Origin of the sequence: Marinobacterium halophilum, from assembly GCF_003014615.1 — a bacterium.
GTDB classification, from domain to species: Bacteria; Pseudomonadota; Gammaproteobacteria; order Pseudomonadales; family Balneatricaceae; genus Marinobacterium; species Marinobacterium halophilum.
In genome coordinates this window covers 1-13,153 of record NZ_PYGI01000026.1, presented here as the reverse complement: position 1 = coordinate 13,153, position 13,153 = coordinate 1, and the positions used below count along the sequence as shown (strand labels likewise).

General features: G+C 58.1%; 11 protein-coding genes. 5 read left to right on the top strand and 6 right to left on the bottom strand.

Annotation, left to right across the window (positions count from 1 at the left end; all coding sequences use genetic code 11):
• Nucleotides 1-29 precede the first annotated feature (29 nt).
• Both mrcB and CLV44_RS15675 read left to right on the top strand, forming a co-directional pair.
• On the top strand, nt 30-2,363 hold the full coding sequence (gene mrcB / locus CLV44_RS15680) for a penicillin-binding protein 1B (protein ID WP_106593099.1): 2,334 nt from the start codon (nt 30-32) through the stop codon (nt 2,361-2,363).
• 15 nt (nt 2,364-2,378) lie between these two features.
• Nucleotides 2,379-2,960: a tetratricopeptide repeat protein gene (locus tag CLV44_RS15675; protein WP_106593067.1), complete on the top strand. Its 582-nt coding sequence runs from the start codon at nt 2,379-2,381 to the stop codon at nt 2,958-2,960.
• On the opposite strand, the gene CLV44_RS15670 is transcribed toward CLV44_RS15675, so the two are convergent.
• The 4 genes from CLV44_RS15670 to CLV44_RS15655 are packed head-to-tail and all read right to left on the bottom strand — an operon-like array spanning nt 2,954 to nt 7,235.
• A complete protein-coding gene (locus CLV44_RS15670; protein ID WP_146140023.1) occupies nt 2,954-3,613 on the bottom strand; it encodes a hypothetical protein in 660 nt (219 codons plus the stop codon). The genes CLV44_RS15675 and CLV44_RS15670 overlap by 7 nt on opposite strands.
• Entirely contained in the window at nt 3,564-4,850 is a 1,287-nt protein-coding gene (hemL, locus tag CLV44_RS15665) for a glutamate-1-semialdehyde 2,1-aminomutase (RefSeq protein ID WP_106593065.1), read from the bottom strand. The genes CLV44_RS15670 and hemL overlap by 50 nt, the downstream gene beginning before the upstream one ends.
• A 31-nt stretch (nt 4,851-4,881) precedes the next feature.
• Nucleotides 4,882-5,511, bottom strand: a complete 630-nt coding sequence (thiE, locus tag CLV44_RS15660; protein ID WP_106593064.1) for a thiamine phosphate synthase — start codon at nt 5,509-5,511, stop codon at nt 4,882-4,884.
• On the bottom strand, nt 5,508-7,235 hold the full coding sequence (locus tag CLV44_RS15655; protein ID WP_106593063.1) for a chloride channel protein: 1,728 nt from the start codon (nt 7,233-7,235) through the stop codon (nt 5,508-5,510). The genes thiE and CLV44_RS15655 overlap by 4 nt, the downstream gene beginning before the upstream one ends.
• A gap of 86 nt (nt 7,236-7,321) precedes the next feature.
• On the opposite strand from CLV44_RS15655, the gene argC reads away from it, so the two are divergent.
• Nucleotides 7,322-8,356: an N-acetyl-gamma-glutamyl-phosphate reductase gene (gene argC / locus CLV44_RS15650; protein WP_106593062.1), complete on the top strand. Its 1,035-nt coding sequence runs from the start codon at nt 7,322-7,324 to the stop codon at nt 8,354-8,356.
• A 70-nt stretch (nt 8,357-8,426) separates the two neighbouring features.
• A complete protein-coding gene (gene erpA / locus CLV44_RS15645) occupies nt 8,427-8,774 on the top strand; it encodes an iron-sulfur cluster insertion protein ErpA (RefSeq protein WP_106593061.1) in 348 nt (115 codons plus the stop codon).
• Nucleotides 8,775-8,838: 64 nt separating this feature from the next.
• Here erpA and CLV44_RS15640 read toward each other — a convergent pair whose 3' ends face one another.
• The gene (locus tag CLV44_RS15640) at nt 8,839-9,945 is read right to left on the bottom strand and encodes an anhydro-N-acetylmuramic acid kinase (protein ID WP_106593060.1); all 1,107 of its coding nucleotides are present in this window, start codon (nt 9,943-9,945) and stop codon (nt 8,839-8,841) included.
• Entirely contained in the window at nt 9,942-11,114 is a 1,173-nt protein-coding gene (locus CLV44_RS15635; protein ID WP_245912714.1) for an OapA family protein, read from the bottom strand. Before CLV44_RS15635 ends, CLV44_RS15640 begins: the two co-directional genes overlap by 4 nt.
• 385 nt (nt 11,115-11,499) lie before the next feature.
• Here CLV44_RS15635 and tyrS point away from each other — a divergent pair, with 385 nt between their 5' ends.
• The gene (tyrS, locus tag CLV44_RS15630; protein ID WP_106593058.1) at nt 11,500-12,795 is read left to right on the top strand and encodes a tyrosine--tRNA ligase; all 1,296 of its coding nucleotides are present in this window, start codon (nt 11,500-11,502) and stop codon (nt 12,793-12,795) included.
• The last annotated feature ends 358 nt before the right edge of the window (nt 12,796-13,153 follow it).

Here is a 13,153-nt window from a genome sequence, read left to right as displayed (position 1 = left end):
CAGCGACGGCATACGATTATACTGACCCGATGAGCAAAAAGAGAACTCCCCCCGCCAAAGGGCGCAAACCGCGCCGTCCATCCTCACCTTCCCGACTGGCTCGTTTATGCCGCTGGCTGCTGAAGCTGGGACTGTTGCTGAGTGTTATCGCCGTTGTCGGCCTGATTTATCTGGATGCCCAGATTCGCAGCAAATTTGAAGGCAAACGCTGGGCCGTGCCGGCCAAGGTGTACGCACGTCCTCTGGAACTGTATCCGGGGCAACGCCTGGATATGGATGAGCTGAAGCAGGAACTCAAGGGACTGAATTACCGTTTCGTACGCCGTGCGGAGCAGCCGGGTGCGGTCGAGTGGGCCAGCAGCCGTGCACGCATTTATAGTCGCGGCTTTAGTTTCCCGGACGGCGCTGAACCGGCGCGCAATATGCTGCTGGCCTTTTCCGGTAACCAGCTGACCGACATTCGTGATGCCGAGGGACGTTCCCTGCCACTGGTGCGGCTGGAGCCGATGCTGATCGGCGGTATTTACCCCAAATCCAATGAAGACCGTGATCTGATCCGGCTTGAGGATGCGCCGCCGCATTTGGCGCAGGCGCTGGTTACGGTAGAAGATCGGGCGTTCTACGACCACTGGGGCGTTTCCTTCAAGGGGATTGCCCGGGCGATGTGGGTGAACGTTCGTGCCGGCCGCTTCGTTCAGGGTGGCAGTACACTGACACAGCAGTTGATCAAGAACTTTTATCTGACCTCTGACCGTACCTTGAGCCGCAAGCTGCTGGAACTGCCCATGGCGATGTTGCTGGAGCTGCATTATGACAAGGACGAGATTCTGGAGGCCTATCTCAACGAGGTCTATTTGGGGCAGTCCGGTAACCGCGCCATTCATGGCTTCGGGCTGGCCAGTCAGTACTACTTTTCCCGGCCGCTGGAAGAGCTGGAGCTGCATCAGGTGGCGTTGCTGGCCGGCATGGTCAAGGGGCCGTCCTGGTATGACCCGCGTCGCCACCCGGAACGTGCACTGGAGCGGCGTAATCTGGTCTTGAGCATGCTGCACCAGCAGGGTGAAATCAGCCAGTCGGAATACGATACCGCGCGTCAGCGTACCTTGGGTGTGGTCAAACAGCGCAGTTTGCACAAGGGCGCGTTTCCGGCCTACCTGGACCTGGTCAAGCGCAAGCTGCGCGATGAATACCACGAAGACGACTTGAGCACCGAGGGGCTGCGCGTGTTCACGGCACTGGACCCGTTGGCACAGACGCGGGCAGAAGCGGCGCTGGATACGAGTATCAAGGCGCTGGAGCAGCGTTATGGCGCGCGGGCCAAGGATCTGGAAGCCAGCATGGTGGTGACCGACCCGCAGACCGGTGAGGTGCTGGCGCTGATCGGCGGGCGTGCAACCCGCTATCAGGGCTTTAATCGGGCACTGGATGCGCTGCGGCCGATAGGTTCACTGGTCAAGCCAGCGGTCTATCTGGCGGCGCTGGAGCAGGGCTACACGCTGACCACGCCTTTGGAAGATGAACCCTTCAGCGTAAAATTGCCGGACGGTTCGGTGTGGCAGCCACAGAACTTTGACCGTCGCAGTCATGGTGTGGTGCCATTGCACCGTTCATTGGCGCTGTCGTACAACCAGTCTACCGCCCGGTTAGGGATGGAGGTTGGGCTGGAGCGAGTGATCGATATGCTTGAGCGCCTGGGGGCGGAGCGTGAGCTCAAGGCCTATCCGTCATTGCTGCTGGGGGCGCAGGCGTTGTCGCCGCTGGAGCTGGCCAGCATGTACCAGACCATCGCCGCCAACGGGTTCCGCATGCCGCTGCGGGTTATCCGCAGGGTGACTGACGCTGATGGTAATGAATTGTCACGTTATCCTTTTAGTCTGAAACAGCAAGTGCAGCCCGAAGTGGTGCATCTGCTACAGTATGCGCTGCAGGAAGTGGCGCGCGAGGGCACTGCACGCAGTGTATATAGGACGTTGCCGTCGCAGCTGAATGTGGCGGGCAAGACCGGCACCTCGAATGATCAGCGCGACAGCTGGTTTGCCGGTTTTACCGGAGATCGGCTGGCGGTGGTCTGGCTGGGCCGTGATGATAATGGCCAACTGCCGTTCACCGGCTCTGGCGGGGCATTGAAAGTCTGGACCGAGTTCATGCGCCGTGATCGTCCAGAACCCTTTATTGCGACCCGTCCGGCCGGGATCGAGTATGTCTGGATTGACGAGGCCACCGGGTTGCGTTCGGATGAGCGGTGCCAGGGATCACGGCAGCTGCCATTCATTACCGGCACGGCGCCTGATGAGAAAGTGGACTGTGGGCTGGATAATCCGGTACACCGTTCACTGGACTGGTTCCGTAACTGGTTTAACTGATATTTGAAGGATGCTATGAAAAAGGTTTATCTGATTGCAGGACTGACCCTGTTGATGGCGGGCTGCGCCGGTCCCAATCCCTATCGGGCACCGGTTGAAGATCGTGGGCGAATCAGCCCGCCGGCTCCGGCCCCAGGCACGGTGGTTCCGGCCGAGACGGCACCGGGTGTAAGGGTGACACCGCTGGGGCAGGCTCCGGTGATTCGGGCGCAGCGCAGTGAACAGGACGCACCGGTGCCGGTACAGCAGCCGGTACAGCAATCGACTCGTCAGGCACAGAGCCCGGCTGTGATCGCGTTGCTGGAGACGGCACGCAAGGACAGCAGTGGCGGTGATTTGCGCACGGCGCAGAACCGTCTGGAGCGGGCTTTGCGAATCGCCCCGCGTGATCCTGAGGTGTATATCCAGTTGGCGGATGTGCAGCGACGTCAGGGGCAGTTTCTGCAGGCGGAACAGGTTGCATTGAAAGGCGTGAGCGTGGCGGCAGGACAGAATAACGCCTTGCGGCGTCTGTGGCAGTTGGTTGCCGATATTCGTCAGGAAGCAGGTAATGCGGCGGGTGCCAAAGACGCCCGCCAGAAAGCGGCTGCCTACTGAGTAGGCAGCGTGCGTGGGTTTTGTTGCAGCAATGCATGACTCAGCAGCAAGATTGCTATTGCTTGTGCCAGCAGGCGCGCGGTATCGGCCAGTTCAGCGACCATCAATGCCGGTGCGCTGATGCTGAGCAATAGCAACGGTGCCGCGATGGCCGTTGCCAGCCGGGACAGCGTACCCTGCTGGCGCCAGGCGACGACCAGTAAGACTACCGCCATGACCACGCTAAGCCAGAGCGTATAATCCTCTCCCAAGCCCATTCTGCGACATAGCTCGAACAGGGCAAACAGCGCCAGTAACCAGCGCCCCCAGCCTGCCTTTGACCAATACCAACCCATGGCCATGGCCAAGGCTGCCGTGACCAGTAATGGTAAACCGGCATAGAGTGCCAGATTATCCAACAGACGCTGTAGCGTCACGATATCCTGATCGACAGACACCAGCAGCAAGCGTCCCATCGCGGCCAGTGCGAGAAAGATCAGGCTCAGGCTGGCAACCTGCAGTTGTGACTTTGGTGCCTCTGCCGCCGCATCGCTGTGCCGGAATAGCAGCACGGCCCCCGCCAGTGCTGCCAGCAACAGTAAACTATTACCCAGCATGGCTGGATCAGCCCGCCAGCGTTGCGAAGACGCGATCGGCTGCGGCCAGAGTCGCATCCAGCTCGGCTTCGCTGTGGGCATCGGAGACGAAACCGGCTTCGAATGCCGAAGGCGCCAGATAGATGCCTTCATCCAACATGCCGTGGAAGAACTTGCCGAACATTTCAGTATCACAGGCTGTTGCGTCGGCAAAGCTGCTGACCACGTCCTTATCGGTAAAGAAGAGGCCAAACATGCCACCGGCGGCACTGGTGGTGAACGGGATACCATGGCGTTTGGCCATCACTTCCAGTCCCTGGGTCAGGTACTCGGTCTTGGCGCTCAGGGATTCGTGAATGCCGTCTTCCTTGAGTGCGGTCAGCATCGCCAGACCTGCGGCCATTGCCAGCGGGTTGCCGGACAGAGTGCCGGCCTGGTATACCGGTCCCAGCGGAGCGATGTGTTCCATGATTTCGCGCTTGCCACCGAAGGCTCCAACGGGCAGGCCACCACCGATGATCTTGCCCAGCGTGGTCAGGTCAGGCTTGACGTTGAACATCTCCTGCGCACCGCCGAGGGCAACACGGAAGCCGGTCATGACTTCATCAAAAATCAGTACGCTGCCGTACTGATCACAGACGTCGCGCAGCCCTTCCAGAAAACCTTCCTTGGGCAGGATGCAGTTCATGTTGCCGGCGACCGGCTCTACGATGATGCAGGCGACCTGATCGCCGATCTCGGCAAAGGTTGCACGCACATTGTCGATATCGTTGAAGTTCAGGGTGATGGTGTGTTCTGCCAGCGCGGCCGGAACTCCCGGTGAGTTCGGTTCACCCAGAGTCAGCGCGCCGGAACCGGCCTTGACCAGCAGGGAGTCGGAGTGGCCATGGTAGCAGCCCTCGAACTTGACGATCTTGTCACGGCCGGTAAAGCCGCGGGCCAGGCGGATCGCGCTCATGGTGGCTTCGGTGCCGGAACTGACCATGCGCACCATGTCCATGGACGGTACCAGTTCGCATACCAGGTCGGCCATGTCGGTTTCGATGGCGGTTGGTGCGCCGAAGCCCAGGCCGTTGTCCAGCGCTGCGCGTACGGCGTCGATGACCGGCGGGTAGGCATGGCCCAATAGCATGGGGCCCCAGGAGCCAATGTAGTCGATGTAGCGACGGTCATCCTCGTCGAACAGGAAGGGGCCTTCACCACGCTTGAAGAAGACCGGTGTGCCACCCACGCCCTTGAAGGCGCGTACCGGTGAGTTGACGCCGCCGGGGATGTGGGCCTGTGCGGCCTGGAACAGGGATTCTGAACGTGACATTGAACACTTCCTTCAACTGAAAATAGATTTGTTACGAAGTCGGCAGCAGCCGTGCGAATCGGTTGGCCTGTTGCTGAATATCTTCGGCGGCGAACAGCGCATGTACCACGGCGATCAGATCAGCACCGGCAGCGACCACTTGGTGTGCATTATCCACGCTGATTCCGCCGATCGCCACCACCGGAACGTCCAGCTGCGCCCGTGCGGTCTGTAACAGTTGCAGCGGTGCCTGTTGAGCACCGGGTTTGGTACGTGACGGAAAAAAGGCACCGAAGGCTACATGGTCGGCACCCTCACGCACGGCCTTGTGTGCCAGTTCGATACGGTCGTGACAGGTTTGTCCGATCAGCGCATGGCTACCCAGGTGGTCGCGTGCGGCAGCAACACTGCCGTCCTGTTGGCCGAGATGTACACCGTCGGCACTGCTGGCACGGGCCAGTTCGACATCGTCGTTGATCAACAGCGGACAATCGTACTGGCGGCAAAGCTCGAGCAGAGCGCGGGCCTGGCGCAGTCGACGTGCGGCATCAGTGGATTTGTCACGGTATTGCAGCAGGCGCATGCCGCCACGCAGAGCAGCCTCTACCTGTTCCAGCATGGCGCTGTCGGTGGGCATCAGCTGTGCATCGGTCAGGCCGTAAAGGCCCTGGAGTCTATTCATGAGACGCTCTGTTTCTGGTGATAATAATCTTCGATCTGCTGGCGGCTGATCAGCCCCATGGGGGCTTCGCGGTTGCTGATAACCAGCAGGTACTGCAATTGCTGTTGTTGCATCCTGTCGAGTGCCTCTTTCAGAGTGGCACGGTACAGCAAAGGTTCAATGTCGATCCGCTGGGCGGGAATGCTGAGCAGGTCGAGCGTGTCGGTATCCGCTACCCCTTCAGCCAATGTCTCCAGGTATTGTCGCAGGTCGGCGGGGGGCAGCAGGAAACGGCGGGCGTCGCTGTCAACCAGCAGCCAGTAGGGGCCACTGTCCAGCAATGCGCGTGCGGCAGCATGGGTCAGTACCGCCGGGGTGTGGCAGAAATCACGTCGCATCAGGCTGCCGACGGCAGCACGGGACAGGATTTGAGCCAGCGGAGCCTGGCGCAGGTCAAGTCCCTGCCGTTGCAGCGAGGCATGAAAAATTGATGGCAGACCAAAACCGAAACGGGTGGTCAGGTTGGCAACGACGATGGCCAACATGCCCGGTAATATAATGCCGGTGTTGTGGGTCAGCTCCAGCAGGGCCAGCAGGGCTGCCAGCGGTGCATTGAGCAAGGCAGCCATCATCGCGCCCATGCCGAGCATGGCGTAGACCCCGGTATGTGGCAGATCGGTGATCAGCGCGCCGAGGCCGCCCAGCAAAGCACCGGCCGCGGCACCGATAAACAATGTAGGTGCGATCAGGCCAGCCGGGATGCCCAAGGCGATGATGACAGGGGTGAGCAGGCACTTGGCCAATAGCAGGCCAAACAGTATGCCCAAGGGAAGTTGACCGTTGAACAAGGTTTCGATGGTGTCATAGCCACTGCCCATGACCTGGGGCCAGTAGACGGCCACCAGCCCCGTCAATGCCCCTGCGAGCAGAAAACGGGTAGGAATGCTCCAGTGCCGCAGGCGCAGCGTCTGCATCTGCAGGTGATGAAAACCAGCGGCCAGTAAGCCGGTGAGCAGTCCGAGCAGGATCACTAGCGGGAGCTCGGTCAGGGTATTGATGGAAACATCGGGGGCGGTGAATACAATGGCCTCGCCTACAGTGAGGCGGACCACTACGTCGCCCACTACGGCGGCAACCATGATGGGCAGGAAACCGATCAGCGTGTATTCAAGCAACACCACTTCCATGGCGAAGATCACCCCGGCCAGCGGAGTGTTGAATGCTGCCGCAATGCCGGCGGCCGAGCCGCACCCAACCAGCAGGCGCAATGAGTTGTTGGGCAGGTTGAGGCGTTGCCCGAGCAGGCTGCTGGCAGCACCGCCAATGTGTACTGCAGGTCCTTCGCGGCCGACCGAGTGACCACTGGCCAGCGCCACCAGCGCCGCTACGCCCTGAATCAGCATATTCAATCCGGGCATACGGCCCTGTTGGTTGTTCAGCCGTTCGAGGAGGTGCACGATGCCGACCGAGCGGGCGTGGGCCGGTATTGCCATAAACAGGGCGATCAAGACCAGGCTACCTGCAACGGGAAGGAGCAGGCGGTGCAGGGTTGGCAGATTTTCAAACTGTTCACTGCCACCGGGCAGCAGCCAGAACTGCAGCAAGCCGTCGGCGGAGCGGAACAGGCTGATCAGGCCGCCAGCGACCAATCCCGATAAAACGCCGAGCACGACCAACTGTGGCAGAGCATCGGCGTGCGCCAGGCGGTGGCGGAAATGTTCCAGTGAAAGCAGTCTATGTGGCATGATGATGGATTCAGGGGATCATGGTCATCTGCTGAGTAGCTAAGTAGTATACCCTAACAGCTTTTACATACTGATGAGAGGTTGATGTGGTTAAGGTAGGTATCGTCGGCGGCACCGGCTACACAGGTGTAGAGTTGTTGCGTCTTCTGGCAAACCATCCTCAGGCGCGCGTGGATGTGATTACATCCCGTTCCGAGGAAGGTATTCAGGTGGCGGACATGTTCCCCAATCTGCGTGGCCACTACGACCTGGCCTTTACCGTTCCCGATGTGGAGCGTCTTGCGACTTGTGATGTCGTGTTCTTCGCTACTCCGCACGGGGTGGCCATGAGCATGGCGCCGGAACTGGTTGAGCGTGGCGTGCGCATCATCGATCTTGGGGCGGATTTCCGCATCAAGGATATCGAGCTGTGGGAAAAATGGTACAACCTCGAACACACCTGTCCGGATCTGGTGCAAAAGGCGGTCTACGGTCTGCCGGAATTGAACCGGGATGCCATCCGTGAAGGTCAGTTGATCGGTTGTGCCGGGTGCTACCCGACGGCTGTGCAGCTGGGTTATCAGCCGTTGCTCGCGAACGGGTTGGTCGACCATCGTCGCCTGATCGCTGACTGCAAGTCTGGCGTTACCGGTGCCGGTCGCGGTGCTAATGTCGGTACTCTGTTGGCTGAAGCCAGTGAGAGCATCAAGGCCTACGGTGTACCGGGACATCGCCATCTGCCCGAGATCAAGCAGGGCCTGAGCGGGATGGCCGGTCGTCCGGTTGGTCTGACATTTGCGCCGCATCTGATGCCGATGATTCGTGGTATCCATGCCACCCTCTACTCAGTATTGAAAGATCCGGTTGGTCCGGACCTGCAGACCCTGTTTGAAGAGTTTTATCGCGATGAGCCCTTTGTTGATGTGATGCCGGCTGGCGCCCATCCGGAAACCCGCAGCGTCAAAGGCTCCAACATGTGTCGTATCAGCGTGCATCAGCCGCAGGGTGAAGATACGGTGGTGGTGTTGTCTGCGATTGATAATCTGGTCAAGGGAGCATCCGGCCAGGCGGTGCAGGTGATGAACATCATGTTTGATCTGCCGGAAACTACCGGGCTTGAGCAGGTTGCGTTGATGCCCTGACAGGGCAATACTTGACTGTTTTAGTCGGTTTAGGCAGAATGCGCTGTATCAACGAGGGTCTAGTGTAACTATGAGCGATACTGCACACGCTGCCGCACTGGTGTTTACCGAAGCGGCGGCCAATAAAGTCAAGTCACTGCTGGAAGAAGAGCAGAACAACAACCTCAAGCTGCGTGTGTACATCACCGGTGGCGGTTGTGCGGGCTTCTCCTACGGTTTTACCTTTGACGAAAACATGGCGGATGATGATACGGCCGTAGAGCGCGACGGGGTGATGCTGGTCGTGGATCCGATGAGTTTCCAGTATCTGGCTGGTGCCGAGGTTGATTATCGTGAAGGGCTGCAGGGTTCGCAGTTCCTGATCAATAATCCCAATGCAACGACCACCTGTGGTTGCGGTTCATCGTTCTCGATCTGATTCTTATCCCTGTGACTATTGCAAACGCCGACCTTGAGTCGGCGTTTTTGTATCTGCCATCCGCTCAGGCGAAGTGTACGGCCCCCAGAATGCGGTTGCCTTTGGCACCGGTCACGGCGGACAGGCTTGAGGTTTGTTGCTCAAGTGTGCGCATGGCGAACCAGGCAAAGGCAGCCGCTTCAACCCAGTCGGGTGCCAGGCCCAGCGCGTCGGTTGTTGTGATCGGAATGTCGGGCAGGTGGTGGCGTAGGCGTGTGATTAACGCCTGATTGTGACTGCCGCCGCCGCACAGGAATACTTCGGGGCGTGTCAGCTGGTGCTGTTTGATTGCCTGCCCCAGTGATGCGGCAGTCAACTCCAGTAAGGTGGCCTGTACATCGACAGGGGCTGGAGGCGTTTTCAATGTGGCCAGTGCCTGCTGCAGCCATGGCAGATCAAACTGTTCGCGCCCCGTGCTTTTAGGGGGCCGTGCAGCAAAGTACGGGTGGTCCATGAGCGTCTGCAGCAGATCTGGCTGGATTTGGCCTTGTGTGGCCCACTGACCGTCCGCGTCATAGGCCAGTCCGTGCTGTTGGCGAATCCAGGTATCTATGAGTACGTTACCGGGTCCGGTATCGTAGCCGAGGACCGGGCGTGTCTCGTCGTCTGGCAACAGTGTGATATTAGCCATGCCGCCCAGATTGACCAGAACGCGGTCTTGCCCCCGCTGTTGAAACAGCGCCTGGTGAAACGCCGGCACCAGAGGAGCGCCTTGGCCACCAGCGGCCAGGTCACGACGGCGGAAGTCGGCTACGGTGGTAATCCCTGTCTGCTCGGCAATGCTGGCGGGGTCGCCGATCTGCAGGCTGAATGCCCGTTCGGGGCGGTGACGAATGGTCTGGCCATGGCTGCCGATGGCATGGATCTGTGTGGCGGCAATGCCGCTGTTGGCCAGTAATGTCTGTACGGCATCGGCAAACAGGCGTCCCAGCGCGATATCCAGTGCGCCCAGTGAGTCAATCTCATCCGGTCCGGTATGGTTCAGGCGCAGTATCTGCTGGCGCAGTTCGGCGGGCAGTTGATGACTGTGGTGGGCATGCAGCTTAAATGTCGGGCTGAAGCTGACGATCACGGCGTCAATACTGTCCAGGCTGGTACCGGACATCAGGCCGATGAAATATGGTGTGTTCATGGTTGGTTCTCCGAAGGGGCCATGGCGAGCCGGGTATCCGCCTGACGTTTGAGTGCTGTGACCAGGCGTACAGCCTCGGCTTCAAATGCGGGCCGTTCTGCTGCCGACACGGGTGCTGCTGCGGGCAGGGGAACCGTCAGAGGGTTTTTATGTACTCCGCCAATACGAAATTCATAATGCAGGTGAGGGCCGGTTGCCAGTCCTGATGCGCCCACATAGCCAATAATTTGCCCCTGTTTGACGCGTGAACCGTTGCCGAGGCCCTTCTGGTAACGGCTCATATGTGCATAAAGGGTGGTGATATTGCTGCCGTGTTGCAGAATGAGTGTGCGGCCATAGCCACCTTTGGTGCCGCGCCAGATGATCTTGCCGTCTCCCGCCGCCCGAATAGGTGTGCCGGTAGCGGCTGCATAATCAACGCCGCGATGGGGGCGCTTTTTACCCAGTACCGGATGGTAACGCTCAGGTTTGAAACCTGAGCTGATGCGGCGAAAATCAACCGGAGAACGCAGGAAGGCCTTGTGCATGCTGTCGCCGGTCGGAGTGTAGTAGTGGCTTACTCCCTGGCTGTCGGTATAGCGTACGGCGGTAAAGACACGACCTCGGTTGGTGAACTCGGCGGCCAGGATACGGCTTTGATCGAGGTATTCGTCGTCAATATAGTCTTGTTCGTAGAGCACGCGGAAACGGTCATCGGTGCGCAGGTCCAGCGCAAAGTCGACATCCCAGGCGAAGATTTCAGCCAGCTGCATAATCGTGTTATCAGCCAGTCCGGCCTCGGCGGCATCAAGAAACAGAGAGTTCTTAATAGTGCCTTCGGCGTAGGTGATGCGTGTGTCCGGCGTCCGAACCTGCTTTTCCACTTGATAACCGCTGTCGGTGAGTTCAATCAAGGTGGTATTCAGACGATTCTGGACATGGCGCAACTTACGCAGCAGGCCATCTTCAATCAGAAAGGCAAACGTCTGCCCAGGGCGCAAACGTTGCAGAGATTCACTGCCGCTGACCGCCTGCGAGATCTTGTATACGTCGCGTGGGCCCAGACCCGCGCGTTTGAATAGTGTCGTCAGGTTATCGCCGCTTTTGATTGGGTATTCCACCCAGTTCTCAACGCGCTCAGGGATGGGGGCAGGCTGATCCATTACCGCTGGCAGAATGTTATCAGACATTCTCGGCATCGAGGATGTCAGGGTGTCTTGTGCAGGCTGTGAGGTTGTCGGTGATGCCTCAAGTGCGACGTGTTTGGGTACAGGAGGGATGCGAGCGGACTCTGGCCACAGCAAGGCCGCCCCTATACTGGTAGCCAAAGCGATAGCGGCGCTGGTCAGATGCAGTTTTGGCAAACGGCGCAAGGTGAGTAGTAGCGGTGTCACAAAGATACCTATGGAAGCGATAAGAGAACCGATTGACTGCAGAGTATAACGAAAATTCATATTGACGGAGGAAGTCTCAATATTAGGCGGGGGCTGTGAGCGGCCTGTTTGTTCAGGATCAAGTGAAGGTTTAGAATGCTGCGTCTGCTTACTTTAATTCAATAGAGAGATATCGGCGGTTATGAGCGTAAACAGTTTGATCGATGATCTTAAGGCCCGTGGTCTCGTCGCACAGATGACCAATGAAGAGGAACTGGTTGAGCATATGGCTCAGGGGCCGGTGACGCTTTATTGCGGCTTTGATCCGACTGCTGACAGTCTACACCTTGGCCACCTGGTACCTCTATTGATGCTGAAGCGTTTCCAGGATGCGGGACACCGCCCGATAGCGCTGGTCGGGGGTGCTACCGGTCTGATCGGTGATCCCAGCTTTAAGGACCAGGAGCGTCAGCTCAACTCGGCGGGCGTTGTGCAGCAGTGGAGCGAATGCCTCAAGTCACAGATCAGCCGTTTCATCGATTTCAGCGGTGAAGACGGCGCAATCCTGGCCAACAACTATGACTGGACGGCCAGTGTTGATGTGCTCAGCTTTTTGCGCGATATCGGCAAGCACTTCACCGTCAACAAGATGATCGCTAAAGAATCGGTCAAACAGCGTATTGAACGTGAAGGTTCGGGGCTTTCATTTACTGAATTCACCTACCAGATCCTGCAGTCTTACGATTTTCAGCAATTGAATAGCCAGTATGGCTGCACTATGCAGATTGGTGGTTCTGATCAGTGGGGCAATATCACGGGTGGTATCGATTTGACCCGTCGTGTGAACGGTGCTTCTACGCATGGTTTGACGTTGCCGCTGATCACCAAATCGGATGGTACCAAGTTTGGCAAGACAGAAGGTGGGGCGGTATGGCTGGATGCGGCCAAAACATCACCCTATGCCTTTTATCAGTTCTGGTTGCAGACGCCTGACGCCGACGTATATCGTTTCCTGAAATTCTTCACCTTCCTGCCGGTCACAGATATCGAGGCGTTGGAAGAGGCGGATCGTCAGCGCGAGGGTCGCCCGCAGGCACAGCAGGTGCTGGCAGAAGAGATGACTGCGCTTGTACATGGTGTTGAAGCACTGGAAGCGGCGCGTCGTATTACTGAAGCTCTGTTCTCTGGTGATCTGTCCATGTTGAGTGCTGATGACTATGCCCAATTGCAGCAAGATGGCTTGCCGGCAACTGCGGTACCGACAGAACTTGCAGATCTGCCATTGACCACGTTGCTGGTAGACGCCGGTATGGCCAGCTCGGGTAAACAGGTCAAGGATGCATTGCAGCGTAATGCGGTCATCATTAACGATACGGCCTGCGGCATGGAGCAGAACATGGCTGCGGCCGAACTGTTCAGCGCAGAAGCGGCACGTTTCGGCAGTTATTTCCTGGTGAAGCTGGGCAAGAAAAAGCACCACCTGTTCTATCTGGTTTGAATCGAGCGTAACACCTACTATAAACAGGCACCTTAGGGTGCCTGTTTACGTTTAAGCGTCATCTGAAACTTTTTTACAGAAAAGCGTTGACTCCCTCGCTGGTGTCTGTAGAATTCGCCTCCTCGCTTGAGACGACAGGGTTTGCGAAACACTGGAGACTCAAATGAGAAGGAAGTAAGTGCTTGAAACTGAATCAGTTTCTGATGTAGAATTTGCCTCCTTGATGTCACCGGTTCGTTGTTGAAGTGCTCGGCACTGAAACAAAAAAAACGAAAATAAAGGTTGACATTGAAATGAGACGCGGTAGAATATGCGCCTCGCTTGAGACAACAGGTTCTGCCAAACGGCAGCGTTGTTC

What these genes read in the sequence shown, in the direction of transcription:
- CLV44_RS15635 (WP_245912714.1), bottom strand. Translation starts at nt 11,114, where the DNA reads ATGTCTGATAACATTCTGCCAGCGGTAATGGATCAGCCTGCCCCCATC.
- hemL (WP_106593065.1), bottom strand. Translation starts at nt 4,850, where the DNA reads ATGTCACGTTCAGAATCCCTGTTCCAGGCCGCACAGGCCCACATCCCC.
- thiE (WP_106593064.1), bottom strand. Translation starts at nt 5,511, where the DNA reads ATGAATAGACTCCAGGGCCTTTACGGCCTGACCGATGCACAGCTGATG.
- tyrS (WP_106593058.1), top strand. Translation starts at nt 11,500, where the DNA reads ATGAGCGTAAACAGTTTGATCGATGATCTTAAGGCCCGTGGTCTCGTC.
- erpA (WP_106593061.1), top strand. Translation starts at nt 8,427, where the DNA reads ATGAGCGATACTGCACACGCTGCCGCACTGGTGTTTACCGAAGCGGCG.
- CLV44_RS15640 (WP_106593060.1), bottom strand. Translation starts at nt 9,945, where the DNA reads ATGAACACACCATATTTCATCGGCCTGATGTCCGGTACCAGCCTGGAC.
- mrcB (WP_106593099.1), top strand. Translation starts at nt 30, where the DNA reads ATGAGCAAAAAGAGAACTCCCCCCGCCAAAGGGCGCAAACCGCGCCGT.
- CLV44_RS15670 (WP_146140023.1), bottom strand. Translation starts at nt 3,613, where the DNA reads ATGCGACTCTGGCCGCAGCCGATCGCGTCTTCGCAACGCTGGCGGGCT.
- CLV44_RS15655 (WP_106593063.1), bottom strand. Translation starts at nt 7,235, where the DNA reads ATGCCACATAGACTGCTTTCACTGGAACATTTCCGCCACCGCCTGGCG.
- CLV44_RS15675 (WP_106593067.1), top strand. Translation starts at nt 2,379, where the DNA reads ATGAAAAAGGTTTATCTGATTGCAGGACTGACCCTGTTGATGGCGGGC.